This window comes from Amycolatopsis sp. SB7-3, from assembly GCF_041021335.1.
Lineage (GTDB): Bacteria > Actinomycetota > Actinomycetes > Mycobacteriales > Pseudonocardiaceae > Amycolatopsis > Amycolatopsis japonica.
The window spans coordinates 1103610-1129872 of record NZ_JBFPJQ010000001.1 but is presented as its reverse complement, the minus strand read 5'-3'; the positions used below and the strand labels follow the sequence as shown (position 1 = coordinate 1129872).

General features: G+C 69.5%; 28 protein-coding genes and 1 pseudogene. 12 read left to right on the top strand and 17 right to left on the bottom strand.

All coding sequences use genetic code 11. The features are described from left to right. The first annotated feature begins 44 nt into the window (after positions 1 to 44). Positions 45 to 821, top strand: a complete 777-nt coding sequence (locus AB8M46_RS05460) for an isoprenyl transferase (protein WP_037306485.1) — start codon at positions 45 to 47, stop codon at positions 819 to 821. Positions 822 to 881: 60 nt separating this feature from the next. Here AB8M46_RS05460 and AB8M46_RS05455 read toward each other — a convergent pair whose 3' ends face one another. Continuing rightward, positions 882 to 1130 (bottom strand): hypothetical protein, encoded by a 249-nt coding sequence (locus AB8M46_RS05455; protein ID WP_037340855.1) that lies wholly within the window; start codon positions 1128 to 1130, stop codon positions 882 to 884. 730 nt (positions 1131 to 1860) lie between these two features. On the opposite strand from AB8M46_RS05455, the gene AB8M46_RS05450 reads away from it, so the two are divergent. Further along, entirely contained in the window at positions 1861 to 3147 is a 1287-nt protein-coding gene (locus AB8M46_RS05450; protein WP_016337181.1) for a PhoH family protein, read from the top strand. A 61-nt stretch (positions 3148 to 3208) separates the two neighbouring features. Here the strand turns inward: AB8M46_RS05450 and AB8M46_RS05445 are convergent, their stop codons facing one another. The 3 genes from AB8M46_RS05445 to AB8M46_RS05435 are packed head-to-tail and all read right to left on the bottom strand — an operon-like array spanning position 3209 to position 7319. Continuing rightward, the gene (locus tag AB8M46_RS05445; protein WP_394359702.1) at positions 3209 to 4807 is read right to left on the bottom strand and encodes an alkaline phosphatase family protein; all 1599 of its coding nucleotides are present in this window, start codon (positions 4805 to 4807) and stop codon (positions 3209 to 3211) included. Beyond that, positions 4804 to 5847, bottom strand: coding sequence for a glycosyltransferase (locus AB8M46_RS05440; protein WP_394359701.1), 1044 nt, complete (start codon positions 5845 to 5847; stop codon positions 4804 to 4806). Before AB8M46_RS05440 ends, AB8M46_RS05445 begins: the two co-directional genes overlap by 4 nt. Positions 5848 to 5879: 32 nt before the next feature. Then, positions 5880 to 7319: a GuaB1 family IMP dehydrogenase-related protein gene (locus AB8M46_RS05435; RefSeq protein WP_037340859.1), complete on the bottom strand. Its 1440-nt coding sequence runs from the start codon at positions 7317 to 7319 to the stop codon at positions 5880 to 5882. Between the two features lie 35 nt (positions 7320 to 7354). Here AB8M46_RS05435 and AB8M46_RS05430 point away from each other — a divergent pair, with 35 nt between their 5' ends. Continuing rightward, complete coding sequence (locus AB8M46_RS05430; RefSeq protein ID WP_037340862.1) at positions 7355 to 7825, top strand: DUF309 domain-containing protein; 471 nt, start codon at positions 7355 to 7357, stop codon at positions 7823 to 7825. Here the strand turns inward: AB8M46_RS05430 and AB8M46_RS05425 are convergent. Then, positions 7811 to 8215, bottom strand: coding sequence for a winged helix-turn-helix transcriptional regulator (locus AB8M46_RS05425; RefSeq protein WP_394359700.1), 405 nt, complete (start codon positions 8213 to 8215; stop codon positions 7811 to 7813). The two genes, AB8M46_RS05430 and AB8M46_RS05425, sit on opposite strands and share 15 nt — an antisense overlap. On the opposite strand from AB8M46_RS05425, the gene AB8M46_RS05420 reads away from it, so the two are divergent. Next, positions 8207 to 8581, top strand: a complete 375-nt coding sequence (locus AB8M46_RS05420) for a YybH family protein (RefSeq protein ID WP_394359699.1) — start codon at positions 8207 to 8209, stop codon at positions 8579 to 8581. The two genes, AB8M46_RS05425 and AB8M46_RS05420, sit on opposite strands and share 9 nt — an antisense overlap. Before the next feature lie 73 nt (positions 8582 to 8654). Beyond that, a complete protein-coding gene (locus tag AB8M46_RS05415) occupies positions 8655 to 9884 on the top strand; it encodes an NADH:flavin oxidoreductase/NADH oxidase family protein (protein ID WP_394359698.1) in 1230 nt (409 codons plus the stop codon). Here AB8M46_RS05415 and AB8M46_RS05410 read toward each other — a convergent pair. After that, entirely contained in the window at positions 9828 to 10529 is a 702-nt protein-coding gene (locus tag AB8M46_RS05410) for a Pr6Pr family membrane protein (protein ID WP_394359697.1), read from the bottom strand. The two genes, AB8M46_RS05415 and AB8M46_RS05410, sit on opposite strands and share 57 nt — an antisense overlap. Before the next feature lie 117 nt (positions 10530 to 10646). On the opposite strand from AB8M46_RS05410, the gene AB8M46_RS05405 reads away from it, so the two are divergent. The 3 genes from AB8M46_RS05405 to AB8M46_RS05395 all read left to right on the top strand — a co-directional run bounded on the left by AB8M46_RS05405 (position 10647) and on the right by AB8M46_RS05395 (position 12370). Continuing rightward, positions 10647 to 11474 (top strand): NBR1-Ig-like domain-containing protein, encoded by an 828-nt coding sequence (locus AB8M46_RS05405; protein ID WP_394359696.1) that lies wholly within the window; start codon positions 10647 to 10649, stop codon positions 11472 to 11474. A gap of 180 nt (positions 11475 to 11654) precedes the next feature. Continuing rightward, positions 11655 to 11996 carry a hypothetical protein gene (locus AB8M46_RS05400; RefSeq protein ID WP_394359695.1) on the top strand — a complete coding sequence of 114 codons (342 nt, stop codon included), beginning with the start codon at positions 11655 to 11657 and terminating at the stop codon, positions 11994 to 11996. After that, positions 11993 to 12370: a hypothetical protein gene (locus AB8M46_RS05395; protein WP_037340871.1), complete on the top strand. Its 378-nt coding sequence runs from the start codon at positions 11993 to 11995 to the stop codon at positions 12368 to 12370. The genes AB8M46_RS05400 and AB8M46_RS05395 overlap by 4 nt, the downstream gene beginning before the upstream one ends. A 72-nt stretch (positions 12371 to 12442) precedes the next feature. On the opposite strand, the gene AB8M46_RS05390 is transcribed toward AB8M46_RS05395, so the two are convergent. Both AB8M46_RS05390 and AB8M46_RS05385 read right to left on the bottom strand, forming a co-directional pair. Beyond that, the gene (locus AB8M46_RS05390; protein WP_394359694.1) at positions 12443 to 13954 is read right to left on the bottom strand and encodes an ATP-dependent DNA ligase; all 1512 of its coding nucleotides are present in this window, start codon (positions 13952 to 13954) and stop codon (positions 12443 to 12445) included. 37 nt (positions 13955 to 13991) lie between these two features. Next, positions 13992 to 14834, bottom strand: a complete 843-nt coding sequence (locus AB8M46_RS05385) for a helix-turn-helix transcriptional regulator (protein WP_037340875.1) — start codon at positions 14832 to 14834, stop codon at positions 13992 to 13994. Positions 14835 to 14962: 128 nt separating this feature from the next. Here AB8M46_RS05385 and AB8M46_RS05380 point away from each other — a divergent pair. Next, positions 14963 to 15793, top strand: a pseudogene (locus AB8M46_RS05380) (DMT family transporter); the annotation flags it as partial. On the opposite strand, the gene AB8M46_RS05375 reads toward AB8M46_RS05380, so the two are convergent. Beyond that, positions 15791 to 16246 carry an SRPBCC family protein gene (locus tag AB8M46_RS05375; RefSeq protein ID WP_394359693.1) on the bottom strand — a complete coding sequence of 152 codons (456 nt, stop codon included), beginning with the start codon at positions 16244 to 16246 and terminating at the stop codon, positions 15791 to 15793. The pseudogene AB8M46_RS05380 and the gene AB8M46_RS05375 overlap by 3 nt on opposite strands. Before the next feature lie 43 nt (positions 16247 to 16289). On the opposite strand from AB8M46_RS05375, the gene AB8M46_RS05370 reads away from it, so the two are divergent. Continuing rightward, positions 16290 to 16871: a TetR/AcrR family transcriptional regulator gene (locus tag AB8M46_RS05370; protein WP_394359692.1), complete on the top strand. Its 582-nt coding sequence runs from the start codon at positions 16290 to 16292 to the stop codon at positions 16869 to 16871. Here AB8M46_RS05370 and AB8M46_RS05365 read toward each other — a convergent pair. Then, positions 16868 to 18265, bottom strand: coding sequence for a class II fumarate hydratase (locus tag AB8M46_RS05365; protein ID WP_394359691.1), 1398 nt, complete (start codon positions 18263 to 18265; stop codon positions 16868 to 16870). The two genes, AB8M46_RS05370 and AB8M46_RS05365, sit on opposite strands and share 4 nt — an antisense overlap. 113 nt (positions 18266 to 18378) lie before the next feature. Here AB8M46_RS05365 and AB8M46_RS05360 point away from each other — a divergent pair, with 113 nt between their 5' ends. Then, complete coding sequence (locus tag AB8M46_RS05360) at positions 18379 to 19368, top strand: NAD(P)/FAD-dependent oxidoreductase (protein ID WP_394359690.1); 990 nt, start codon at positions 18379 to 18381, stop codon at positions 19366 to 19368. Between the two features lie 63 nt (positions 19369 to 19431). Here AB8M46_RS05360 and AB8M46_RS05355 read toward each other — a convergent pair whose 3' ends face one another. From AB8M46_RS05355 to AB8M46_RS05330, 6 genes are all read right to left on the bottom strand, one after another. Then, positions 19432 to 20202, bottom strand: coding sequence for a S1 family peptidase (locus AB8M46_RS05355; protein WP_394359689.1), 771 nt, complete (start codon positions 20200 to 20202; stop codon positions 19432 to 19434). A 9-nt stretch (positions 20203 to 20211) separates the two neighbouring features. Beyond that, positions 20212 to 21282 carry a class II fructose-bisphosphatase gene (gene glpX / locus AB8M46_RS05350; RefSeq protein ID WP_037340889.1) on the bottom strand — a complete coding sequence of 357 codons (1071 nt, stop codon included), beginning with the start codon at positions 21280 to 21282 and terminating at the stop codon, positions 20212 to 20214. 84 nt (positions 21283 to 21366) lie between these two features. After that, on the bottom strand, positions 21367 to 21588 hold the full coding sequence (locus AB8M46_RS05345; RefSeq protein WP_037340891.1) for an exodeoxyribonuclease VII small subunit: 222 nt from the start codon (positions 21586 to 21588) through the stop codon (positions 21367 to 21369). Beyond that, on the bottom strand, positions 21585 to 21986 hold the full coding sequence (locus AB8M46_RS05340; protein WP_037340892.1) for a hypothetical protein: 402 nt from the start codon (positions 21984 to 21986) through the stop codon (positions 21585 to 21587). Before AB8M46_RS05340 ends, AB8M46_RS05345 begins: the two co-directional genes overlap by 4 nt. Then, positions 21983 to 23248: an exodeoxyribonuclease VII large subunit gene (xseA, locus tag AB8M46_RS05335; RefSeq protein ID WP_394359688.1), complete on the bottom strand. Its 1266-nt coding sequence runs from the start codon at positions 23246 to 23248 to the stop codon at positions 21983 to 21985. The genes AB8M46_RS05340 and xseA overlap by 4 nt, the downstream gene beginning before the upstream one ends. Next, complete coding sequence (locus tag AB8M46_RS05330) at positions 23245 to 23910, bottom strand: lipid droplet-associated protein (protein WP_394359687.1); 666 nt, start codon at positions 23908 to 23910, stop codon at positions 23245 to 23247. Before AB8M46_RS05330 ends, xseA begins: the two co-directional genes overlap by 4 nt. A gap of 151 nt (positions 23911 to 24061) precedes the next feature. On the opposite strand from AB8M46_RS05330, the gene AB8M46_RS05325 reads away from it, so the two are divergent. Then, a complete protein-coding gene (locus AB8M46_RS05325; protein WP_037340897.1) occupies positions 24062 to 25075 on the top strand; it encodes a 4-hydroxy-3-methylbut-2-enyl diphosphate reductase in 1014 nt (337 codons plus the stop codon). 90 nt (positions 25076 to 25165) lie between these two features. On the opposite strand, the gene AB8M46_RS05320 is transcribed toward AB8M46_RS05325, so the two are convergent. Continuing rightward, positions 25166 to 26062 (bottom strand): DUF6542 domain-containing protein, encoded by an 897-nt coding sequence (locus AB8M46_RS05320; protein ID WP_394359686.1) that lies wholly within the window; start codon positions 26060 to 26062, stop codon positions 25166 to 25168. Between the last annotated feature and the right edge of the window lie 201 nt (positions 26063 to 26263).

The following is a 26263-nucleotide window of genomic DNA, read 5'->3' as shown; positions in this document are numbered from 1 at the left end:
GGCGCGTCCCACTGGGGCCCGCGGGGTGACTAGTCTCCACTGGCGTGAGTCTTCGGTCCTTCTTGTCAGACGTCGTGTACAGCGCCTACGGCAGGCGCCTGATCCAGCAGGCCAAGGGGCGCCATCCACGCCACATCGCCATCATGCTGGACGGCAACCGCCGCTGGGCGCGCGAAGCGGGCTTCACGGACGTCGCCGACGGCCACCGGGCCGGCGCCAAGAAGATCGCCGACTTCCTGAGCTGGTGCAACGAGGCCGACGTCGAGGTCGTCACCATGTGGCTGCTTTCGACGGACAACCTCGGGCGCGCGGCCGAGGAACTCAGCCCGCTGCTGAAGATCATCACCGACGTCACCGACGAACTCGCCGCGCCGCACACGCCCTGGCGGCTCCGCATCGTGGGAGCCCTTGACTTACTGCCGCCCGAGGTCGCGAAGGCCCTCAGTGCGGCCGCGGAGCGTACTGAAGGGCGCTCCGGGATGGAGGTCAACGTCGCGGTCGGTTACGGAGGACGTCAGGAGATCGCCGACGCGGTCCGCAAACTCCTGCTCCAGCACGCCGACGAGGGCACCTCGATCCGCGAACTCGCGAAGATCCTGGACGTCGACCATATTTCCGAACACATGTACACCTCGGGCCAGCCCGATCCGGATCTGATTATCCGCACCTCGGGTGAGCAGCGGCTTTCCGGATTCCTGCTCTGGCAATCGGCGCATTCCGAATTCTGGTTCACCGAAGCTTATTGGCCCGCATTCCGCCGCGTCGATTTTCTCCGCGCGATGCGCGATTACGCGTGGCGGCATCGGCGCTTCGGTTCCTGACCGGTGACATGACGAAGGCCCCGGCGTGCACTCCGGGGCCTTCGACGTCGTCACTGAAGATCAGTGGTGGTGGTGCTCCAGCGAGTGGGCGATCAGCGCCGGGGTGAGCGCGACGCCCGTGTAGGCACCGGCGACCAGCGAAGCGGCACCGTAGCCCAGCGCGCCGCCGCCCTCGATGAACGTGTTGTAGGCGTCGCCGAACGTGGGGTCCGGGGTGCCGGAGGTGTCACCAGTGGCGGCGAACGCGGTCCCGCCGACCATCATGATGCCCGCGGCGACGGCGGAAACGAAACCAGCCTTCTTCAGCACTTCGCACACTCCTTGGTAGAGATATTCAGGGATCGGGGGCACCGAAATCCGGTGGGGGTGTCCCGCAGTGAGAAAATTACTCGCTATTCAGGAGTTGTGACCGTTGCGTAAGCCCATTGTGTGAGCCCGAAAAGGCGCGTTTCACTCGGTCCGGTTCTCTGTCTCGGGCACAAAATGCGACCGGCTACCAAGCGTGGTAGAACCCTCGATCCCATCAGGTGAACGCCCTGCGTCGCGTTAATCCATCCGGGTCGCATCGACGAGCGTCCCTGAATGGAGATCATCACTACGGACTGTGATGGTGACCAGGCGTTGATGTCACGCGACCGACAGTGAGATGACGGTTTGGCGAATCACCGTGGTGGCTGCCTGCGCGATCGGCCGGACGCAGGTACCTTCCGGAAGTGAGGGTTCGCGTCCCATGCGGACTCTCGCGGGAGGCCCTGGTCGTGGCGGTTGTCGACAGGGCGGCACAGCCGCCCAGTGGATGCACGAGGGGGCCGGCACCCGGCCCTCGCGGCCGTGCCGACTGACGTCGGAAGACGTCGGAAGGAGCGGTTAGCCAGGGAGGTGCCCGGCCCAGCGAGTGCGGGCGTGGTGCCACGCCCACGAGGGAGATGCCGTCGTGACTGCGCAGCGTTCACCCCGCAAGGCCTCTGGCCGTTCTTCGACCGGTGCCTCTGGCCCGGAGAAAGCCTCGATCTCGCCCGAATCCCAGCGGTCCACTTACGTGCTCGACACGTCGGTCCTGCTCTCTGACCCCTGGTCGGTGACCCGTTTCGCCGAACACGCGGTCGTGCTCCCGCTGGTCGTCATCAGTGAACTGGAGGCGAAACGTCACCATCCCGAACTGGGGTGGTTCGCGCGCGAAGCGCTTCGCATGCTCGACGACCTGCGTCGTCAGCACGGCAGGCTCGACGCGCCGATCCCGATCGGTGAGCACGGCGGCACCCTGCAGGTGGAGTTGAACCACTCCGATCCCACGGTGCTCCCGGTCGGCTTCCGCACCGACTCCAACGACCACCGCATCCTCGCCTGTGCGCTCAATCTGGCGGCGGAACGCGCGTCGGTCACGCTGGTGACCAAGGACATCCCCCTGCGCGTCAAGGCGGGAGCCGTCGGCCTCGAAGCCGACGAGTACCGCGCGCAGGAGGTGACGCCCTCGGGCTGGACGGGGATGGCGGACGTGGACGTTCCGCAGACCCTCGTCGACGCGCTGTTCAGCGGCTCTTCGGTGGATCCGGCGGAATTCGGGATGCCCGAGGTCGGTGAACTGCCCTGTCACACCGGGTTGAGGCTGCTCGCGGGCAGTTCGAGCGCGTTGGGCCGGGTCACCGCGGACAAGCGGATCCGGCTCGTGCGCGGCGACAAGGAGGCGTTCGGGCTGCACGGCCGCTCGGCCGAACAGCGGGTGGCGCTGGATCTTTTGCTGGACTCCGACGTCGGCATCGTCTCGCTGGGCGGACGGGCCGGGACGGGTAAGTCGGCGCTCGCGCTCTGCGCGGGGCTGGAGTCGGTGATGGAACGCCGCCAGCACCGCAAGGTGGTCGTGTTCCGGCCGGTCTACGCGGTCGGCGGCCAGGAACTGGGCTACCTGCCCGGTTCCGAGAGCGAGAAGATGCAGCCGTGGGCGCAGGCGGTGTTCGACACCCTCGGCGGGCTGGTCAGCCAGGACGTCCTCGACGAGGTCTTCGACCGCGGCATGCTCGAGGTGCTCCCGCTGACCCATATCCGCGGCCGGTCGCTGCACGACACGTTCGTCATCGTCGACGAGGCGCAGTCCTTGGAGCGCAACGTGCTCCTGACCGTGCTTTCGCGGCTGGGCACGGCCTCGCGGGTCGTGCTCACGCATGACGTCGCGCAGCGCGACAACCTGCGGGTCGGGCGGCACGACGGCGTTTCCGCGGTGATCGAGAAACTCAAGGGGCATCCGCTGTTCGCGCATGTCACATTGACCCGTTCCGAGCGTTCGCCGATCGCGGCGCTCGTCACCGAGATGCTGGAGGACCACGGCTAGGCACATGTCATGAAAGGGTCGTTCAGGACGTTTTCTGTCCTGAACGACCCTTTCATGACACTCACGACACCGGTTTCGCCCAGGGGAGCGGCCGTCCGTCCACGTCGTCGGTGAGTTCCACGCCGAGCATGGCCGAAAGGGTCGAGCCCAGATCGACGACGTCCAGATCCGGCAGTTTCGCGCCCGGCTCGAAACCGGGACCGCTGGCGAGCAGCAGCCCGTCCGGCCGGTGGTCCCCGGTGCGCCAGTGCTCGTCCGGGCCGTAGACGACGCCGGTCTTGGGCGACCAGACGGTCTCGATCGGCCCGGTGCGGGCCCAGTCGATCAGCAGATCCGGCAGCGTGTCGTCGGCTTCCCGGTCGTAGTGGTCGCTCGTGCGGGAAACCTCGCGCACGACGGGTTTCCCCGACGCGACGTTCACCAGCGAGAGCAGGTCTTCGGTCAGTCTCTCGCACACGGCTTCGTATTCGGCACCGGGCCGGACGACGCCGTGCGGTTCGCGGCCGGCCAGGTTGATCCGCACCCCGCCGAAGACGAAGTTGTTGGGAGACAGATAGAACCGCTGCTTCGACCGCTGTTCGGCGGTCGCCCAGTTCGGCACCGCGGGCAGCGGGGAAGAAGCGAGACGCTTGCGCAGCAAGGGCATCGCGGCCGAAGCGAGCTTCGTCCGCAAAGGACGGGGGAGTGCGGAGTAGGCGCGCTTGGCCGTCGTCATCGCACCGCCGCCCCGCAGTCCTTCGGTCTCCACCGTGTCGAGGAGCCGCAGGATTTCGTGCAGCAGATGGCTTCCCTCGTACCGTGATCCCATGCCGTGGCTCAGCAGCACGAAGACCGTGGTGTCCGGTCCGGCCAGCGCGAGATGCTCGCCGATCGCCTCGTCGAGGCCGCGGTAGACCGCGCGGATCGGATCCAGTTCCGCGGCGAGCGCGACGTCGTGGTCGCGGTGGCCCGGGTCGTGCAGATGCCACTGCTGATGGCCGATGCTGTGGGATTCCCCGTACACCGAAAGGAAAAGGTCCCAATCGCCCTCGGCGAGCAGTTTCGTCGACACCTGGGTCTTCTGCCCGATCCCGGCGACGAGGCCGTGGGTCAGCGCGCGTTCCTCGTCCGGCGTGCGGTGCGGTCCCTCGCGGTGGAGGTAGTCGTCCGGCGCCCAGTCGCGGACCAGATCGGGCTCGGCGGTGAGGATGGGAGTGAGCCCGAACTCGGCCTCGATCTCCTTCGCCAATTCCGGTGGCGAGGTGTGGAAGCCGAAATGCCGGTCGTGGCAGGCGTATTCGCTCACCATGGCGCCGTTGATCGGTTTGTCCGCACGGGAATGCGGGACGTCGAGCACGGCGACCCGTTTGCCCGCATCGGAAAGCGTCTCCCAGAACGGGGTGCCCCGGATCTCCAGCGGGCTGGTCAGCCGCCGTTCGTAGGTTTTGGTGTCGACCTCTTCCCAGCAGTGGAACCCGGTCCGCGCGGCGGTGCGCGCGGTGAAGAAACTGCTCCACAACGAGCCGACGAACAGACCGTAGGGATTGTGCGTGGTCGCCGAAGCGCTGGTTTCGAGCAGGCGTGCCAACGTCGGCACCTCGCCCGCGGCGGCGAGTTCGCGGATCGTGGTGGGGTCGCACGCGTCGAGTGCGACCACGAGGATCTTGGCGGGCTCGGTCATACTCGGTGCTCCGGTCCTGAATGCTTGCGGCGGATGGCGGCGAAATCGTCGTCGTAGGTCGGCCCGTGGGAAAGCCGGTCCCCGGAAGTCGTCGTGTAAAAGCAGGAGATCGCCGGGACGACCAGCGGCGCGCGGTCCGCGGTCAGCGCCAGGAGCAGATCCCAGTCGCCCATCTCGACCAGCGATTCGTCGAACCGGGCCTCCCGAAGACCGGCTCGGTGCGCGACGGCGCCGATGTCGGCGAGATTCTCCCGCTCCAGGGTTTCCCGGTCGTAGCGGCGCAGGAACAACGTCGGCAGCCCGCCGATGTCGTCGATGACGAAACCGCCGTAGGCCGCCGTGATCTCCGGATGTCCGCCGAACGCCCAGCCCAAAGCCTTGAGCCACAAGGGATGCATGGTGTTGTCGTCGTCGAGGTAGGCGACCACGTCGCCGGTGACCTCGGCCAGCCCGGCGTTGCGGGCGGCGCAGACACCGCCGTGCTCGACCCGGATCGAACGGATCCGCGGATCCTCGAAACCGGCGATCACCTTCGGCGTGGAATCCGAACTGGCGTCGTCGACGATCACCAGTTCCCAGTTCTCGTAACGCTGCGCCAGCACCGAAGCGACGGCGCGCGGCAGCAGCGCGGCCCGGTCGTGCGTGGGCAGGACGATCGAGATCTTCGGTGCGGCAAGGAGTTCGTGCTGATCGATCCAGTGCGTGAACGTGCGGACGTCACGCGCGGCTTCGAGGTTTTCGGTGCGGAGGTGCAGGCCTTCGAACGCGGTGTCGTGGCCGCCGAGCCAGCCGTCGAGCGCTTCCTGTCGCGCGTCGAGGGCGGCTTGCCGGTCCTCGACGGTGGAGATGCGCGCGTCGCCGTCCCGCAGGGCTTTGCCGTGGTCTTCGAGCCAGGCGGTGCGATGCTCCAGCGTGGCGCGCAAGCGCTCGATCTCCGCCGCCTGCTCCGCGAGCGCGGTCCGCAGCTCGGCGATTTCCCCGTTTTCCGCGTGGCGGCGGTCGTCCTTCGCCGCCGCCACGATCCGTCTCAGGCGTCTCACCCGGTGCACCTTAGTGCTTCGGGTGCGCTGAATCACCAGCCCGACGGCAGCGGACGTCCTTCCGCGAAACCGGCGGCGGACTGGATCCCGAGCAGCGCGCGCTCGTGGAACTCCTCCAGTGTCCGGGCACCCGCGTACGTGCAGGCCGAACGGACACCGGAGCCGATCGAGTCGAGCAGGTCCTCGACGCCGGGGCGAGCCGGGTCCAAGGCCATCCGCGACGCCGAAATGCCCTCTTCGAACAGGCCCTTCTTGGCGCGTTCGAAGACGTTGTCCGTACGCGTGCGGGCGCCGACGGCGCGTTTCGACGCCATGCCGAACGATTCCTTGTACGGCTTGCCCTGCTCGTCGTAGCGCAGGTCGCCCGGGGATTCGTGGGTGCCGGCGAACCACGAGCCGACCATCGCCGCGGACGCCCCGGCGGCCAGCGCGAGCGCGACGTCGCGCGGATGCCGCACGCCGCCGTCCGCCCAGACGTGCTTGCCCAGTTCACGCGCCGCGGCCGCGCATTCGGCGACGGCGGAGAACTGCGGGCGCCCGACGCCGGTCATCATCCGGGTCGTGCACATGGCGCCGGGGCCGACGCCGACCTTGACGACGTCCGCTCCCGCGTGGATCAGGTCGCGTGTGCCCTCCGCGGTGACCACGTTCCCGGCGACCACCGGCACCTGGGGATTCACCGACCGGACGGCCTTGAGCGCGGAGATCATCTTCTCCTGGTGGCCGTGCGCGGTGTCGACCACGAGCACGTCGACGCCCGCCGCGAGGACGGCCTCGGCCTTCGCCGCGACGTCGCCGTTCACGCCGATCGCGGCGGCGACCCGCAGGTTGCCGCCGTCGTCGACGGCCGGGGTGTAGATCTCCGCGCGCAGTGCCGCGATCTCGGTCAGGACGCCCGCGAGCCTGCCGTTCTCGTCGATGCCGAGGGCGAGGCGGCCACCGTGGTCGTGCAGCCGCTCGAACACCTCGCGGGGCGGAGTGTCCAGCGGGACCGTGACGACCGCGGGCTCCGCGACGTCGGCCAGTCGCGCGAAGCGGTCTACGCCGGCGCAGGCCGCTTCGTCGACGACGCCGACGGGCTTGCCGTCCTCGTCCACCACGACGACGGCGCCGTGGGCCCGTTTGCCGACCAGGTTCAGCGCGTCGGCCACCGCGTCGCCGCCGGTCAGCACGAGCGGGGTGTCCCACACGGTGTGACGGCTCTTGACCCAGGTGACGATGTCGGCGACCGCGGCCACGTCGACGTCCTGCGGCAGGACGACGAGCCCGCCGCGCCTGGCGACCGTTTCGGCCATCCGGCGGCCCGCGACGGCGGTCATGTTGGCGACCACGATCGGGATCGTCGCGCCGGTGCCGTCCACAGTGGACAGATCGACGTCGAAGCGGGACTCCACGTCCGACCGGTTCGGCAGGAGGAACACGTCGTCGTAGGTCAGGTCGTGAGCGGGCCGATGCCCGTCGAGAAAGCGCACGAGGCCCCAGGATACCCGCGTGGGACAATGGCGGCATGACGGACCGGGACCGTGACGAAGCCGGACGAGCCCGCAACGCGCGCCCGCGAGACGGTCTCGGCAGGCCGCTCCCGTACGGCGCCGACGGTGTCGAACGGCAGCCCGAGGGCATCGAACGCAGCCCCGAGGACACCATTTCCGAGGCTCAGCGCCTGCTCGACGCGGGCCGTCCGTTCCACGCGCACGAGGTGTTCGAGGACGCGTGGAAATCCACCGACGGCCCGGAGCGTGAGCTGTGGCGCGGCCTCGCGCAGCTCGCCGTCGGCCTGACCCACGCGGCCAGGGGCAACGGCAACGGCGCGGCTTCGCTGCTGGAGCGTGGCGCGGACAACATCGAGCCGTTCCGCGAGGCCGGGCCACACGGGATCGACATCCCGGGATTGCAGGCTTGGGCGCGGGCGATGGCCGAAGAAGTGAAGGTGCGGGCTCGGGTGGAGCCGGTCGCGCCTCGTCTACTGGGCCAGTAGGGCCGAACCCGAGCGGTACAGCTCGATCAGCAGCGGCCGCAGCTCCAGTCCCGCCGGGGTGAGCCGGTAGCTGGTCCGGCTCGGGAAGCCGGGCAGCTCTTCGCGCACGGCGAGGCGTCGCGCGGTCAGGTCGCCGAGGCGTTCCGTCAGCACCTTCGCGGACAGGTCGGGCAACGCCGCGCGTAGGTCGCTGAACGACCGAGGCCCGCCCATCATTTCCCGCAGCACCAGCGTCGTCCAACGACCCGAGATCGCGGCGAGCGCGACCTCGACCGGGCAGTCCGGCTCAGGCCGCCGGGTGCGGCCGCGGGCGTCCGGGACGAGTTCGCCGTCGAAGGTTTCCGTTTGGTGACCTGCTTCGCGGTCGGTTTCGCTGTCCGCATGACGCATTCCCCCAGTGTGCCTTTGACCACCGACCCGGCTGAACATCCCTTCGTCTTCCAGGCCGCCTTCAACACCGGATCCGCCGAAATCCTCGACACGGTCTACGAACCGGACGCCGTGTTCGTCCGCCGGGACGGTGTGCGGGTGAGCGGCGCGGAACGGCGGGCCGCGAACGGTGGGATCCTCGCGCTCGGGCGGCCGATCCGGGTGACGCCGCGCCAGGTGCACGTCGCCGGTGACCTGGTCTTGCTGATCGTCGACTGGAGCATCGAAGGGCACCTCGCCGCGACGGCGACCGATGTCGCGAAGCGTGGCGAGGACGGGCTCTGGCGCTACGTGATCGACAACCCCTTCGGCATCGCCGCGCCTTGAGTACTCGACATACCGCGAGTATGTTACTTCGAGTAGGGATACTGCTCAGTAGGTAACGGCGGGAGAAAGCGCGATGAGCGAGCCCAAGGAACTGCTGGCCGAACCGCTGAAACTGCGATGCGGCGCGACCCTGTCGAACCGGCTGGCCAAGGCCGCGCTCAGCGAGCAGCTCGGCGACCGCCGCAACCGGCCGACCGCCGAACTGGCCGAGCTGTACCGGACGTGGGCTCGCGGCGGCGCCGGGACGCTGATCACCGGCAACGTCATGGTCGATCCGACCGCGCTCGGCGAACCGCGCAACGTCGCGGTGCCGCGGGAACCGGACGCGACCGAGTTCAAGCCGTGGGCGCGGTCGGTCGACGGGACCGAGACCCGGTTGTGGGCACAGCTCAACCATCCGGGCAGGCAGAGCCCGCGTTTCCTGTCCCGTCAGCCGGTCGCGCCGTCGGCGGTGCCGTTCGGCGACCGCGGCATCCGCTCGGTCTTCGCGACGCCGCGCGCGCTCACTGTCGCCGAGATCGAGGCGATCGTCGACCGGTTCGGCGTCGCCGCGCGGACCGTCGTCGACGCGGGATTCGACGGCGTCCAGATCCACGGCGCGCACGGCTACCTCGTGTCGCAGTTCCTTTCCCCGCTGACCAACCGGCGCACCGACGGCTGGGGCGGCGACGCGCTCCGGCGGCGCCGCTTCCTGCTCGAAGTCGTCGCCCGCGTGCGCGCCGAGGTCGGCGACGCCGTGCCGATCGCGGTCAAGCTCAACAGCGCGGACTTCCAGCGCGGCGGCTTCAGCGAGGAGGACTCGCTCGAAGTCGTCCGCGAACTGGGTGAAGCGGGCATCGACCTGCTGGAAGTCTCCGGCGGGACCTACGAGAAGGCCGTCATGATGGGCTCGGCCAAGGCGAGCACCCTCAGCCGTGAGGCCTACTTCCTGGACTACGCCGCGAAGGCGCGGCAGGTCACCGACGTCGCGCTGATGGTCACCGGCGGCTTCACCAGCCCGGAGGGGATGGCGGAGGCGCTGCGTTCCGGGTCGCTGGACGTCATCGGCCTCGGCAGGCCGCTGATCGTCGACCCGGCGCTGCCCGGGCGGCTGCTGGGTGGCGAGGAGGTCCGTGCCCAGCGCACGGCTCCGAAGACCGGTATCCGGCTGGCCGACAGCCTGCTCGAGATCCAGTGGCACACCCAGCAGATGCACCGGGTGGCCGCCGGGAAACCGGTGGACCGGCGGCTCGGGGCGGTGCGGACGCTAGTACGTGCCGGCGTCGCGGATCCGCTCAACGCTTTCCGCCGGGTCCGGGGCTAGGTAGTCGTCGGGCTCGTCGCGGCGGCTGAACGTGCGGTCGAAGCCGACCGCGGCCGCCGCGAGACCGATGAACAGCACACCGATCAGCACGCAGTTGAAGGCGACACCGCCGTAGCTGTTGATGCCCGGGTCGACGAACGGGTACGGGTAGAACCCGATGATCGCGCCGCGCACCAGCGTGACGGCGAGCCAGGCCAGCGGGTACAGCAGCGACCACCACAGCACCCGCCACGACAGCTGGCCGCGCGGCCCGAACAGCAGCCAGCCCGCGACGCACATCAACGGCGACACCTTGTGCAGCATCGTGTCGGCGAACACCGCCCAGCCGTGCAGTTCGTAGAGATCGGCGAGCGCGACCTGGAAGACGACCCCGGTCACGGTGATGCCGACGAGGCCGGTGAGCCGCAGCACGCCGAACAACGTCGACCGGCCCGCGACGCCGAGCGCGAGCAGCAGGCTGCCGGCGCCGACCAGGATGTTCGAGTCGATGGTGAAGAACGCGAGCAGGTTGGCCACCCGGCCGGCCGGGGTGTGGAAGGTGCCGCCGGTGGTGCCCGCGGAGACCGGGATCTGCGCGGCGAGACCGGCGATCACCACCAGCGCCGTCAGGGCGAACCAGGCACGCGCGATCTTGGAAGCCTGCATTCGCCCACTTTATGGGTGATCGGGTGGCGACGTCCCGTCACCACCGCACGCCGCCACTCGATCGGGGGCGGGACGCCGCCGGGTCTTCCCGCCCATCGGGTCATATCGTGGGCACCGATGGACGTCGAGCGGAGGCCCGGACGCCGCGGCCGGGTCGCGCGGGGTCCGGCGGAGGACAGCGGACCCGTCGCCGGGTTCGCGCGACGGCTGTGGGAACTGAAACGGGCCGCCGGTGACCCTTCTTACGACCGGATGCGTGACGAGTACGGCGCGCTCGCGTCGAAATCGGCGCTTTCGGCCGCGGCCCGCGGGGAGCGGCTGCCCAGCTGGGAAACGTCCTGGGAGTTCGTCCGCGTGCTGGCCGTCGGCGTGCTCGGCGGCGACGAGGACGAGGTCCGCCACGAATGGCGCGGCGAGTGGGAACGCGCGCGGGACACGCTGACCGCCGGCGCCGTGCCGGAACCCGCGCCCGAGCCCGCGCCGGAGCGGTCACGGCGGACGGCGTTCGTCCTCGCCGGTGCCGTGGCGCTCGTGCTCGTCGCGGCGCTGGTGTTCGTCTTCGCCGTCCCGTTCGGATCCGAGCCCGCCGCGCCGGCCGGTGACGCGTCGGAATTCGTCGCCGACGTGACCGTGCCCGACGGCAGCGAGGTCGCGGCAGGCTCGGTTTTCGTGAAGACCTGGGAGTTCCGCAACGCGGGAACGGTCGGATGGATCGGCCGCTACCTGGTCCGTGCCGGATCGTTCGGGAATCCGGGCGAATGTGCCACGCCCGAACGCGTCCCCGTTCCGCAGACCGCCCCCGGCGAACATGTCCGCGTCTCCGTCGAGGTGCGCGCGCCCGACCGTCCCGGGCATTGCCAGGTGTACTGGAAGATGGCCGACGAACAGGGCCACATCCTGCTGCCGAACACGCGCGCGGTGTTCTTCTCGGTCCGCGTCATTTGACTTTCCGGGCCGATGGCCAAAGCGCTGACCTGCGCGGACATTGTTCGTTCGGCCATGGCCATTCCGCGGTCGTGAATCGCTTCCGGAGTGGCTTCGGCGGCCTTTAACGTCATCGGCGTCCGGGAATTCCGGGCGGGGATTTTCCGAAACACTCTCACATTATTCGCGGAAAGGGAATCCATGCGTCCGTACGTCAAGGTCGCCGCACTGGGCGGGGCCGCGCTCACCGTGGCGCTCCTGCCGGTCACCGCCGCGCAGGCGGCTCCGGCGCCCGCTTCGGGCAGTGATCCGATCATCACCTGCGAATCCGGCTATCACGGCTGGATGCGCAGGGCCGGGAAGGACGCGATCTGCCTCAAGCCGGGCACGCGCACTTGGGACGTCAAGGTGTTCGAATGCGCCGGGGATCTGACGGTGCATTTCAAGAACGGCGAGAAGGCCTACTGCGGGGGAAACATGAAGATCGGCCTCGATCTGGCCGTCCAGTCCAATGTCGTCAAGACCGTTGTGGGGAACCGATGAAGAAGAAACTGTTCGCCGTCGTCCCGGTCGCGCTGGCCGGCACCCTGCTGATGGCACCGTCCGCTTCGGCGGCGTCGAAGGTCTGTGAGGGCGGACCGCTGATGGGCGGGAAGACGAAGGTCGTCGAGGTGAGCGCGGGGCAGAGCATCGACATCACCGTGCACAACCACGACTACCGGGGAATGCTCGTCCAGATCATCGACGACGTCTTCGACAAGGGCCTCTGGAGCGGGGCCATCGCGCCGGGCAAGGAGCGCACCGTCAAGCACGGCGTGCTCGGGGAGCCGCCGGTGTATCACAAGATCCGCTTCGAGGTGACCTCCAACCTCTCGAACAACTACACCTACAAGATCTCCTCGGACCGCTGCTACTGACGCGTTTCGTCCTCTGGATGCGGTCGTTGCGCGCGCAAGGATCGCATCCAGAGGACTAAATGCGGGGAGGGGTCAGGGCTTCAGGAGGCCGCGCACGGTGTCGATGGTGTCGGCGTCCGCGGCCTCCTTGTCCGGCCGGTAGCGCACGACGCGCGCGAAGCGCAGCGCCAGCCCGCCCGGATACCGCGTGCTCACCTGGGCCGCGTCGAGTTCGATTTCGACGACGAGCTCCGGCCGCACGTGGACCACCCAGTCCGTGCGATGGGTCTCGATCTCCTGGAACGTCTTCGTCTGCCAGGCCAGCAGCTCGTCGGTCATACCCTTGAACGTCTTGCCGACCATGATCGGCGGACCGCCGTCGGGGTCGCGGGCGCCGAGATGCAGATTCGACAGCGTGCCGGTGCGCCTGCCGTGCCCCCATTCCGCGGCGAGGACGATCAGATCGATCGTGTGCACCGGCTTCACCTTGAGCCAGGCGCGGCCCCGGCGCCCCGCCGCGTACGGCGAATTGAGGTCTTTGACCATCACGCCTTCGTGCCCGGCGGCCATCGCCGCTTCCAGCACTCCCTCGGCCGAGGCGGGCCTGACCTCGCCCGGGATGACGTGCTCGCCCGCGACCCGGCGCAGGGCGGCGTTCCGTTCGGAGAGCGGCGCGTCCAGCAGGTCGACGCCGTCGAGGTGCAGGCAGTCGAAGAAGTACGGCCGCAGCAACAGGGCCTTGACCTGCTCCTCGCGGCTGCTGCCGAACCGGCTCATCGTCTCCTGGAACGGCCTGGGCCTGCCGTCGTCGGTCAGTGCGAGGGTCTCGCCGTCGAGCACCACCGACGTGCACGGCAGGGACCGCACCAGGTCCACCAGTTCGCCGACGCTGCCGGTGATCTCCCGCAGGGTCCGCGTGTAGATGTGCACCTCGTCGCCTTCGCGGTGGACCTGGATCCGCGCGCCGTCCATCTTGTACTCGACCAGCGCCTCGGCGTGTTCGGCGGCCGCCTCGTCGAGCGACTCCGCCGGGGAGGCCAGCATCGGCCGGATCGGCCTGCCCAGCGCCAGTTTGAACTCGGCCAGCCGCTCGCGGCCGCCCGTCATCGCGGCCAGGCCCGTCACCGGGAGCTGCCCGGACAGCATGAACGCCCGCCGGACGTCCTCGGCCGGGATCTCGGACGCCGCCGCGATGGCGTCCACCATGATCCCTTCGAGCGCGCCCTGCCGGAGCTCGCCGCTGATCAGCCTGAACAGGAACTCCTGCTCCTCTTTGGTCATCTTGACGAGCAGGGCCCGCAGCGTGTCCGCGCGCAGCTTGACCGACCCCGAACCCGACGCCGCCCCGACCGTGTCGAAGGCCGTGTCGACCTCGGACACGGTCAACGACGGCTCGGTGGCCGGGGTCGCGTCCAGCGCGGCCAGTGTCCGCCAACCGGTGCCGATGCGGCCCTGGGTCAGCTGCCCGGTGAGGAACGCGATGACCGCGGGGAGCTCCAGTTCGCCCGCGGCGCGCAGGACCGCGGCCAGAGTGGCGATCTTCGCCTTCCTGGACCTCGTGGCGGCCAGTTCGGCCGAAGCGGTCACCACCGCGGTGAGCAACATGGATCCATCATGGACCCGGACACCGACAGTTTCGCGTTCAAGCGTGCGCGGGATCGGTGACCCAGCTGGCGAGCAGGCGCAGCGCGCGGTCGCTGTCGGAGCCGGGCTCGGCGGTGTAGATCACCAGGGCCTGGTCGGGATCGTCGGGCAGGCGCAGCGTCTCGTAACGCAGCCGGAGCTCACCCACGATCGGGTTGACCATCACCTTCCACGCGTGCGCCTTCTCGCGCACGGTCTGTTTCGCCCAGAGCTTCCGGAAGTCCTCGCTGCCGAGGGAGAGTTCGCCGACCAGCTGGGCGAGGTACGGGTCGTCCGGATAACGCCCGCTCTCGGAGCGCAGGTTCGCGACGATCTCCTTCGCCACGGTTTCCCACTCGGGATGCAGCTCGCGGGCGTGCTCATCGAGGAAGAACATCTTCGGGATGTTGCGCTCGCCCGCCGGCCGCGAGGCCAGATCGAAGGAGAGCGAGCCGCCCAGGGAATTCCAGGCGAGTACGTCGCCGTAACGGCCGAGGACGATCGCCGGGGAGTGGATGGCGTTCAGCATCATCTGGAGTTCCGGCCGGATCCGCTGAGCCTTCGGCCGCGCGACGCGTTTGCGTTTCGGGGTGGCCAGATTGCGCAGGTAGGTGTCCTCGTCCCGGTGCAGCCGCAGCGCGCGGCTCAGCGAATCGAGGACGGAGTCGGACACGTTGCGTGCCCGGCCCTGCTCCAGGCGCGTGTAGTAGTCGACGCTGATCCCGGCCAGCTGCGCCAGCTCCTCGCGCCGCAGCCCGGTGACCCGCCGCTGGTTGAACCCCGTCGGCAGGCCGAGGTCCGCCGGGTCCAGCGCGGCCCTGCGTGCCTTGAGGAATTCGCCCAGTCCGGCCGTCTCGGTCATGTCTTCGAGTATCCCGGATCTCGCGGGGTGGTTGCCTGGTCCTGGCAGACCCAGGCTGGTTATGGTCCTGTGCGGCGACTCCGATTTGGACCTTCGCTCAGGGCCAAAAACCCGCCATCGTGAAAGGCATGGACAACGACAGAAGAGCCGTGACGATCGGCGTACTGGGGGTGCTGATCGTCGGCGCGTCCGTGCCGGTGACGGGAATGCTCGACGGCTACCCCGTCATCACCGGGCAGGCGCTGCGATACGCGCTGGCGGGAGTGCTCCTGCTGGCGTGGGCGCGGCTGAGCGGACGTCCGCTGCCCTTGCCGGGCGCGCGCGACCTCCCGTCGCTGATCGCTCTCGCGGCGACCGGGATGATCGGATTCCAGGCGTGCCTGCTGTTCGCGCAGCGCTACGCCGAACCCGGTCTCGTCGCCGCCTTCCTCGGCGGGACACCGCTCGTGCTCGCACTCGCCGGTCCGCTGGCGAAGGGGAAACGGCCGTCGTGGGCGCCGGTGACCGGAGCGGTACTCGCGGGGCTCGGGATCGCGGTGCTGTCCGGCGGCGGCGCGGCGCGCTGGCAAGGGCTGGTGCTCGCGGCGCTGGCCATGGTGTGCGAAGCGCTCTTCACGCTGCTCGCCGTCGGCGTGCTCGAAAGGCTCGGGCCGTTGGCGACCGCGACCTGGGGGTGTTTCGCCGCGGGAGCCGGCGGCGCGGTCGTCGGGACGATCATCGACCCGTCCGGCGCCTGGGCGTGGCCGGACGGGCGTGAACTGCTTGCGCTCGGCTACCTCACTGTCGTCGTCACCGCGATCGCGTTTCTTCTTTGGTATTCGGCGGTTTCCGTGCTCGGCGCGGACCGGGCCGGGGTGCTGGTCGGCTTGATGCCGGTCTCCGGGCTCGCCGTTTCACTCCTGCTGGGAATGCAGGATTTCCGCTTCTCGCAGGTGATCGGGGTGGCGCTCGTTTCGTCAGGCGTCGTGATCGGCCTGCGCCGCCGCCAGCTCGACGAGCCTGGCGCACTTGACGTCGAAATGCTTCACGACGTCGCCGCCGATGACCGCGACCATGACCGCGCGCATCGGCCCGCCGAGGGTGATCTCCTGGACGAACTCCGTCCCGCCGTCGACGGCGGTCAGCCGCAGCACGAGATCCATGGCACCGAAGGGAATCGGCTGGCGAAGGGCGATCTCGCGGTCCTGGATCAGGGACGTGATCGTGAACGGCTCGGCGACCCGTGAGTGCACGCGGCCGCGAAAACCGTTCGGGACGAGGAAACCGGTCGTCCCCGTCGCGGCGGGGCCGTGCAGTTCGGCGGCGCTGAGGTCGGGATCCCAGTCGGGCCAACGGCCGAAGTCGGCCAGCGAGGGCCAGAGCGCCGACGGCGGACAGGGAAGGATTTCGCGGGAGGTTCTCGTCCACGTCATACCCGGACGATATACGGAACTGTCAGTCTCGTAAACTGCGGTCATGGCGAGAGGCAGGCCGAGGGAAGAGGGAATCGACGACGCGGTCCGCGAGGCCGTGCGGGCGTTGCTGACCGAAACCGGTTACCAGCGCTGCACGATCGACGCGGTCGCGGCGCGCGCGAGCGTCGGCAAGGCCGCGGTGTATCGGCGATGGCGGTCGAAGGCGGAACTCGTGTTCGCCGCGGTGATCCATCCGGTCGAGCTCGAACCGCCGTCGGACACCGGCTCGCTGCGGGGCGACGTGGCGGCGGTACTCGAAGTGGTCCAGTCCTCTTTGGACGGTGTGGAACTGCGGCAGGCGTTGCCGTCGCTGCTCGCCGACGTCCGGGCGGATCCAGTACTGGAGGCCAGGTTCGGCGAGGTCTTCCTCGGCCGCGAACGTGGCTATCTGGTCCAGATGCTGGATCGGGCCGTCGCGAGAGGGGAACTCTCACGACGGCCCGATCCGGCTCTCGTGCACGCGATCCTGCTCGGTCCGGTGCTGACCTGGCTGCACCTGTTCACCGAGACACCGCCTTCGGGTGGGCTGGCGGCTTCGCTCGCCTCACCGCTTCACGCGGCTGTGGTCGCTCTCGGCGCTTAGCGTCCTCCGCGTGCCATGCGGAGGACGTCGAGTGCTTCGTCCAGTTGCGCTTCGGTGAGCTTGCCGTTCGCGACGTGACCGCGTTCGATCACGACCTCGCGGATTGTTTTCAGCTCTTTGAGGGCCTGCTTCGCGATGGCGGCGGCCTCTTCGTAGCCGATGTACTTGTTGAGCGGCGTGACGATCGACGGCGAACCTTCGGCGTACTCGCGCGCGCGGTCGTCGTTCACCGTCACGCCCGCGAACACCTTGTCCGCCAGCAGTCGCGAGACCGCGGCGAGCAGCCGCGCCGATTCGAGCACGTTGCGCGCGATCACCGGCAGGTTCACGTTGAGCTGGAAGTTGCCCGCCGCGCCCGCGAAGGCGACCGCCGCGTCGTTCCCGATCACCTGGGCGACCACCTGCAGCGTCGCCTCCGGGATCACCGGGTTCACCTTGCCCGGCATGATCGACGAACCCGGCTGCAGATCCGGCAGCGCCAGCTCGGCGAGCCCGGTGCGCGGGCCGGATCCCAGCCAGCGCAGGTCGTTCGCGATCTTGTTCAGCGACACCGCGACCGTGCGCAGATGCCCGGACGTCTCGACGACGCTGTCCTGCGTCGCCTGCGCCTCGAAGTGGTCGCGCGCCTCGGTCAGCGGAAGGCCGGTCACCGAAGCCAGTTCCTGCGAAACGGCCGCGCCGAAGCCCTCGGGCGCGTTCAGCCCGGAACCGACCGCGGTGCCGCCGATCGGCAGTTCGCCGAGCCGCGGCAGACCCGACTTCAGCCGCTCGACCCCGAACCGGACCTGAGACGCCCACGCGCCGGCCTCCTGGCCGAAGGTGATCGGCACGGCGTCCATCAGGTGTGTGCGGCCGGACTTCACGATGTCCGCCCATTCCGTCGCCCGCGTCTCGATAGCGGCCGCCAGGTACTCCAGAGCGGGGATCACATCGGAGAGCACTGCTTCCGTCGCGGCGACGTGGATCGTCGTCGGGAAGGTGTCGTTCGACGACTGCGAAGCGTTGACGTGGTCGTTCGGGTGCACGTCGCGGCCGAGCGCCTTCGACGCGAGCGTCGCGATGACCTCGTTGGCGTTCATGTTCGACGAGGTCCCGGAACCGGTCTGGAACACGTCGATCGGGAAGTGCGCGTCGTGCTCGCCCTCGGCGACCTCGTCGGCGGCCTTCGCGATGGCCTCGGCGACCTCGGCGTCCAGCACGCCGAGCCGCGCGTTGACCCGCGCCGCGGCGGCCTTCAGCAGGCCGAGCGCGCGGATCTGGGCGCGCTCCAGGCCACGGCCGGAGATCGGGAAGTTCTCGACGGCGCGCTGCGTCTGCGCGCGGTAGAGGGCGTCGACGGGGACGCGCACCTCGCCCATGGTGTCGTGTTCGATCCGGTATTCCTGTTCAGCCATACCCCAAGTCTCGCGCAGCGTCTCTCGGCGCGCTCCGTGTCTTTCGGCACGCGAGGGCTAGGATCGAATGTGTTCTCGATCACGCCGCCCACCACCGGCCGGGAGAGTGCCGAATGAGCGAGTCCGCTGGGGAAACGTCGTACGACCTCGTCATCATCGGGGCAGGTCCGACAGGTCTTTTCGCCGCCTACTACGCGGGATTCCGCGGCCTTTCGATGGCCGTCGTGGATTCTCTGCCGGAAGCGGGCGGTCAGGTCACCGCGATGTACCCCGAAAAGATGATCTACGACGTCGGCGGATTCGCCGAGGTCCGCGGCCGCGATCTGGTCCGGGGCCTGCTCGACCAGGCGGCGCCGTTCAAACCCGCGTACTTGCTCGGACGCAAGGCCGAGAAACTCGAAAGCGTCGAAGGCGGCGTCACCATCACCCTCGACGGCGGGCAGGTCCTGCGCGCCGGCGCGGTGCTGATCACCGCCGGGATCGGCGAGTTCACCCCGCGGCCGCTGCCCGCGGGCGACGGCTGGCTCGGCCGCGGCATGGTCCATTTCGTGCCGTCGCTGAAGGCGCACGAAGGACAGCACGTGGTCGTCGTCGGCGGCGGGGACTCGGCGTTCGACTGGGTGCTCGCGCTGCATCCGGTCGCCGCCAGCGTCACCCTCGTGCACCGGCGCGCGAAGTTCCGCGCTGCCGAGTCGATCGTGCGGCAGGCGCGCGAACTCGGCGTGCGGATCGTCACCGACGCCGAAGTCACCCGGTTCCTGGATCGCGACGGCGCGCTTGCCGAGGTCGAGATCCAGATCAAGGGCGCCGAGCCCGAGGTGCTGCGCGCGGACACGGTGGTCGCCGCACTCGGGTTCACCGCGGATCTCGGGCCGATCGAAAGCTGGGGACTCCAGATCGACCACCGGGCGATCGCCGTCGACTCGACCATGGCGACCCCGCGAGAACGGGTCTACGCGGCGGGCGACGTCGCGGCGTATCCGGGGAAGGTGAAGCTGATCGCGACCGGGTTCGGGGAAGCGGCGACGGCGGTGAACAACATCGCGGTCGCTTTGAATCCGGAGGCGCATCTGTTCCCCGGCCACTCGAGCAACGCCGAGTAGCGCGTGCCATGAACGGGACGTTCCTTGCAAATTTCGCAAGGAACGTCCCGTTCATGGCATCTCTCAGGCGGGCGTAGGCGGCGTGATCTTCTCCGCGATCCACTGCGCGTAGGCCACCACCGAAGTCGCGATCGACGGCGAGGTCGCGCACACCGGATCCGCGTTGCCCGGACGGCTGATCGTGCCCAGCAGCACCCACTTCTCGTCGACCTTGGCGATCTCCGGGCCACCGGAATCGCCGTAGCACGAACCCGTGTTCCCACCGGGGTTGTCGGTGCACAACTCGACTGCCCCGTCGAACTTCGCGGTGCAGCGCGTGCCTTCGACGATCTTCGTGTCCAGTTGCTGCAGCTTCGCGGGACCCTTGCCGCAGCCCGAAGTCGGGCACGTCTGGCCCCACCCGAGCAGCCGCGTCGCCGTCCCGGGCGCCACGACGGCCCCGATCGCGATCGGCGCCGTCTTCACCGGGGCGGCCAGCCGCACCAGCGCGAGATCGCCGCCCGCGTGCTCGGGTTCGGGGTTGTAGGACGGATTCACCACGATCTCGGCGAGTTTCGCGATCTCGCCACCCTGGGTGTTGTCGTTGCTGCCGACCCGCGCGCCCAGATTCGCCGGGTTCTTGCCCTCGACGCAGTGCCCCGCCGTCACGAGCCAGTCCGCCGCGATCAGCGTCCCGGCGCAGAAAGCCTTACCGGAGGCCGAATGCAGCGAAACGATGAACGGGTAGTGCTCGTCGGCCTCTCTGCCGCCGACGAGGTCGCCCGCGCCCGTGGCCTGCCCGACCGGCGTGAGGACCATCGCCGCGAGCAGGACCACGAGCACGCGCTTGAGCACGGTTTCTCCTTACGGGAGCGGGGGAACGACGTCGTCTTCCAGTGTGTCGTCGAGGTGGCCGTCGAAGTTGACGGACGAGTACGAGCGGAGTTTGGTCAGCCGGTGGTAGCCGTCGATCATCCGGACCGTGCCGGACTTCGACCGCATCACGATCGACTGGGTCGTGGCGCCGCCCGCGCGGTAGTGCACGCCGCGCAGCAGGTCGCCGTCGGTGACGCCGGTGGCGCAGAAGAACACGTTGTCGCCGCGGACGAGGTCGTCGTTGCCGAGCACGCGGTCGAGGTCGTGGCCCGCGGCCAGTGCCTTTTCGCGCTCCGCGTCGTCCTTCGGCCACAGACGGCCCTGCAGTTCGCCGCCGAGGCACTTCATCGCGCAGGCCGCGATGATGCCTTCGGGGGTGCCGCCGATGCCGAGCAGCATGTCGACGCCGGTGCTCGGCCGGGCCGCGGCGATCGCGCCCGCGACGTCGCCGTCGGAGATGAACCGGATCCGGGCGCCCGCCTCGCGGACCTCCTTGATCAGCTGCTCGTGGCGCGGCCGGTCGAGGATGCACACGGTGACGTCGGAGACGCTGGAGTTCTTGGCCTTCGCGACCCGGCGGATGTTCTCCGCGATCGGGGCGGCCAGGTCGACCTTGCCCGCGGCGTCCGGGCCGACGGCGAGCTTCTCCATGTAGAACACCGCGGACGGGTCGAACATCGCGCCGCGTTCGGCGACCGCGAGCACGGCCAGCGCGTTCGGCATGCCCTTGGCCATCAGGGTCGTCCCGTCGACCGGGTCGACCGCGACGTCGCAGTCCGGCCCGTCGCCGTTGCCGACCTCTTCCCCGTTGAACAGCATCGGGGCTTCGTCCTTCTCGCCCTCGCCGATGACGACGACACCGCGCATCGACACGGTCGAGACCAGCTGGCGCATCGCGTCCACGGCGGCACCGTCCCCGCCGATCTTGTCCCCGCGGCCCACCCAGCGGCCCGCGGCCATCGCGGCGGCTTCGGTCACGCGGACCAGTTCCATCGCGAGGTTGCGATCGGGGGCTTCAGGACGTCGCGAAGAGCTGGCGGACGAGGTGGGGGTGGGCATGCGGCCTCCCGGGTCAGGAACTCGGCGGGGTCCCAGTCTCTCAGATACCCACGGTGGTTCGGTGGCGCAGGAGCATGGTGAACGTCACTGACCGTCGCCGGCCTCGTCCTCGACGGACGACAACGCGGCCTCGATCCGCTCGCGCGCGCCCTCGAGGTGGTGCTCGCAGACCTTCGCCAGCTGCTCGCCCTTCTCCCACAGGGCGAGCGACTGTTCCAGGGACAGCCCGCCCGCTTCGAGCTCGCGGACGACCTCGACCAGCTTGTCGCGGGCCTGCTCGTAGCCGAGTTCGGCGGTCTCGCTCACGCTGTGCTTCCTTCTACCGGACGTCGGTGTTTGCCGATACCCGCGCACACTACCGCGCCGGCCATGGCGTTGTCGTAACCCACGAAGGCGAGAGCGAACTCCTGGCCGTCACCCTCCGCGATCGCCGCGACGAGGTTCTCCTGCGCCCGCGCCACCCGTTTACGGTGCACCGAACCGTCCGCGAACCACCATCGGGTGCCGACGTGCTCGGCCGTCGCTTCGGAGAGTTTGCGCAGCTGGGCGTCGAGACCCCGCTTTGTCGAAAACTCACATCCCGCCAGCAGCACGGTCCAGCATTCGGCGGCCGCGTGGTCGGTCAGCAGCGCGTTGCGCAGGACCTCGGGGGCGTCGGCCCGTCTCGCGGCATCGATGGTCAAAGGCAGGAAACTCGCCGTCAACGCCCCTCCTCCGGCTCTCCCGAGACGACGGCGCCGAGTGCGCCGTCGACCACGCGGACGCGCAGTTTCGCGCCGTCCACGACCTCGGAGACGGACCGGAGTACCTGGAGGTTGCCTTCGGGATCGGTGTACTGCACCACGGCGTAGCCGCGTTCGAGGGTCGCCGCCGGGCCGAGCGCGGTCAGCCGCGCGCGGGCGCTGGCGATCTCCGCCTGGTCCTTCGCGAGCAGCGTGAGCATCGCGCGGCGCCCGCGTTCGCGATGGATCTCGACGTCGTCGGAGCGCCGCTGGATCGGGCCGAGCGGATCGGCGAGCACGGGGCGGCTGCGCATCTGGTTCAGCAGCCTGACCTGGGTGTCCACCCAGCCGTGCAGGGCGCGGCGGCCGCGGTCGCGCATCTGGCGGACGCGCTGGGTCTCCTCGCGCACGTCGGGCACGATCCGCTTGCTGGCGTCGGTCGGCGTCGAACAGCGGAGGTCGGCGACGTGGTCGAGCAGCGGGGTGTCCGGCTCGTGCCCGATGGCGCTGACCACCGGGGTCCCGGCCGCGGAGACGGCGCGGCACAGCGCTTCGTCGGAGAACGGCAGCAGGTCTTCCACGCTGCCGCCGCCGCGCGCGATCACGATGACGTCGACATCCGGGTCACGGTCCAATTTGGACAGTGCCTGGAGGATCTGCGGGACGGCGAGCGAACCCTGGACGGCGGTGTTGATCACCTTGAACGCGACATGCGGCCAGCGGGCCTGCGCGTTCACCAGCACGTCGCGCTCGGCGGCGGACGCGCGGCCGGTGATCAGTCCGATTCCCTTGGGCAGGAACGGGATCTTGCGTTTGCGCTCCGGTGCGAACAGACCCTCGGCGGCCAGCAGCCGTCGCAGCCGCTCGATCCGCGCGAGCAGCTCACCGATGCCGACCGCGCGGATCTCGTTGGCGCGCAGGCTCAGCGAACCGCGGTTCATGAAGAACGTCGGCTTCGCGTGCACGACGACGCTCGCGCCTTCGCGCAGCGGCGGTTCGATCGTGCGCAGCAGACCCATCGGGCAGGTCACCGACATCGAGACGTCCGCGGACGGGTCGCGCAGGGTCAGGAACGCGGTGTTGGTGCCCTGGCGGGCCGAGATCTGCGTGACCTGGCCCTCGACCCAGACCGCGCCGAGGCGGTTGATCCACTCGCCGACCTTGCGGGCGACCGTGCGGACCGGCCACGGGTTTTCGGCCGTGGTGGACGGACCCGCCGTCGCGGAGGTGGGTTCGGCGCTCACTGGCCTTCCGTGCCGTCTCCGTCGGCCTTCTTCACGTTCCCGATGCGCCGCGCGAGCATGCCGACGAACGACGCCCTGTCGGCGTTCGCCTTTTCGTAGGTCAGCAGCTCTTCCAGCTGAGCGAGGTCGAACCGGCGCAGACGGGCGCGCAGCTGCGGCAAGGTGAGCGTGTCGTAGTCGTCGAGCCCGGCCGGACCGGAGGTCACGGGCGCGCTCGCACCGGCGGCACTGTCGAATTCGCCGTCGGGGTGCTCCTCGGCAAGCGCGCGCTCTTCCTCGGCCCACGGGTCTTCGGTGAGCGCTTCGAGGTCGTGGAGGTGGCCGTTGGTCTCGGCGCGAGGCTCGGGAACCTCGGCGTCCTCCCGCAGCGGGATGACGCACGAGTCGCGTTCGTACCGGCGTTCGCCCAGGTCCGGCGGGAGATCTTCGTCGAAGGTCGCCCAGCTGGGCGTGTCCTCGACCGGGCGAAGGCCCGATAGCGCGTCGTCGCCCTTGATGGCGAGCTCGGTGACGTGCTGCTGGACGCGCATGGAGAACTGGAGCACCTGGCTGACCACCGTGACGGGGAGCCCGGTGAGCTGCTTGGGAAGTTCGCGAACCCGCTCGGCGGTGGTGACGGCGAGGCCCGCGGCGACCCGGAGGGGGAGCGGGAGAGGCTTCATACGTCTAGCCTGCCGTATCCGGCCCATCCTGCCCAACCGAACGGGTGTGTCGGCTCACAGGACGTGACTCCCCGCACATACTTTGGAGGGGTTCGCTGGTCACCTGAACGTGAGTGCGAGGAGCCCCCGGGGCAGCCCGTACCCTGGGGGCATGAGTTCTGCGAGTCCCGGAATCACGCCCGCCGGCAGTCCGACGATCACCGAGTCCGGTGTGCCGGCAGGTGGCAAACGTGTCCTGCTCGCCAAGCCTCGCGGCTACTGCGCGGGTGTCGACCGCGCGGTCATCGCCGTCGAAAAGGCACTCGAGCTCTACGGCGCACCCGTGTACGTGCGCAAGGAGATCGTGCACAACCGGCACGTCGTGGAGACCTTGCGCGAGCGCGGGGTGATCTTCGTCGACGAGACCTCCGAGGTGCCCGAGGGCGAACTGGTAGTGTTCTCCGCGCACGGCGTCTCGCCCGCGGTGCACGCCGAGGCGGCCGAGCGCAACCTGCGGACCATCGACGCGACCTGCCCGCTCGTGACGAAGGTGCACAAGGAAGTCAACCGGTTCGCGAAGGACGACTACGACATCCTGCTGATCGGCCACGAAGGCCACGAGGAGGTCGAAGGCACCGCTGGCGAGGCTCCCGACAAGGTGCAGCTCGTCGACACCGCCGAGGACGTCGACAAGGTCCAGGTCCGCGACCCGTCGAAGGTCATCTGGCTGTCGCAGACCACCCTTTCGGTGGACGAGACCATGGAGCGCGTGGATCAGCTGCGGGACAAGTTCCCCGGCTTGGCCGACCCGCCCAGCGACGACATCTGCTACGCCACCACGAACCGCCAGGTCGCGGTCAAGGCCATGGCCGCCGAGTGCGACCTGGTGCTGGTGGTCGGCTCGACGAACTCGTCCAACTCGAAGCGGCTGGTCGAGGTCGCGCTGAAGGCTGGGGCGCGCGCGTCGCACCTGGTCGACTTCGCGCACGAGGTCGACGAAGCCTGGCTCGAAGGTGTCGAGACCGTCGGTGTCACCAGTGGTGCTTCGGTGCCGGACGTGCTGGTCATGGATCTGCTGGCGTGGCTGGCCGAGCGCGGCTGGGACAGCGTCGACGAGGTCACCACCGCGAACGAGAAGATCGCGTTCGCGCTCCCGCACGAGCTGCGCAAGGCCGCGAAGGCCTGACGTTCCTTACGGGAAAGGGCCGTCCGAGGAAGTCCTCGGGCGGCCCTTTTCGCTGGTCAGCGGCTCAAGTGGTAGCAAAGGTCCCTTGCTTCACCGCTCGTCGTCCCACGGCCGGCGGCGGGGCGGCTGCCCTCCGCGGCGCGGGTCGTCGGCACGCGGCGGGCGGCGGCGCGGGGCGCCGGGGGCGCCGGGGGCGCTTTCACCACGGGGATCGCGGCGGCGGGGTTCGCCGTCTTCCGGGCGCGGCCGCCGGGGCTGACGGCCCGGGGGCGGCGGTTTGCGGGCGCCGGGTTCGGCGTCGCGGCGGGGACGGCGCTCGTCGTCGACCGGACGGCGGCGCGGCGGAGCACCGTCTCGCGGCGCGGCGTCCCGGGGCGCACCGCGACGGGAAGGCGGGGGCGGGGTCTGACCGGTCCGGGACGCCGGACGGCCACGGCCCGGCGCGGCGGCCGCGGCGGGACGGGCGGCGGGCTTGGCCTCGTCGCGGCGTTCCGGTTTGGTGCCCGGCTTGACCTTCACCGGGGCCTCGGGATCGCGCTCGCGGTAGATCCGGAAGATGCCGATCGCCAAGGTGATGCCGGTGGTGATGGCCATCGTCGGGAAGCCGTTGATCAGCGGCGTGCCGACGTCGAAGGCTCTCGAAAGAAGGTCCGTGCCCTTGCTGCCGTCCGAGGTCAGGAGGATGACTCCCGGGACGGTCACGGCGAGGACCAGGGGCGGCTGCACCATCGGGCCGAACAGCCCGCGGCGCTGGACGGCCACCACCGCGGCCACCGCGCCGAGCGCGTAGCAGGCCTTGAACAGCAGGCCCAGGTCCTTCTGCATCATCATGTCGACGAAGGCGCCAAGGATGGCGAGCCCGAAGCCCACCAGGACGGCCGCCCACCAGGGCAGCCCACGCCTGGCGCCGACGAGCGGACGCTCGTCCCAGGCAACGGGGACGTCGTCGGCATCAGGATCGCTCTGGCGATCGCGAATCGCGGTCACAGGCTCCACCGTATATCCAAGCTGCGGGCATACCGCCAACAGGCGGTGTGTCTATCGCCTGGTAGTGGTCATTCCGGACCACCCGGACGGACCGTCCGGGCACTTACCGGAAGTACTACGAGTAAGCGGGCGACAAGGTTGTCTTCCGGGCTGAAACGGAGCTCGCGATTCCGGAAACCGCTGGTGGGGCGGGTGTGGTCG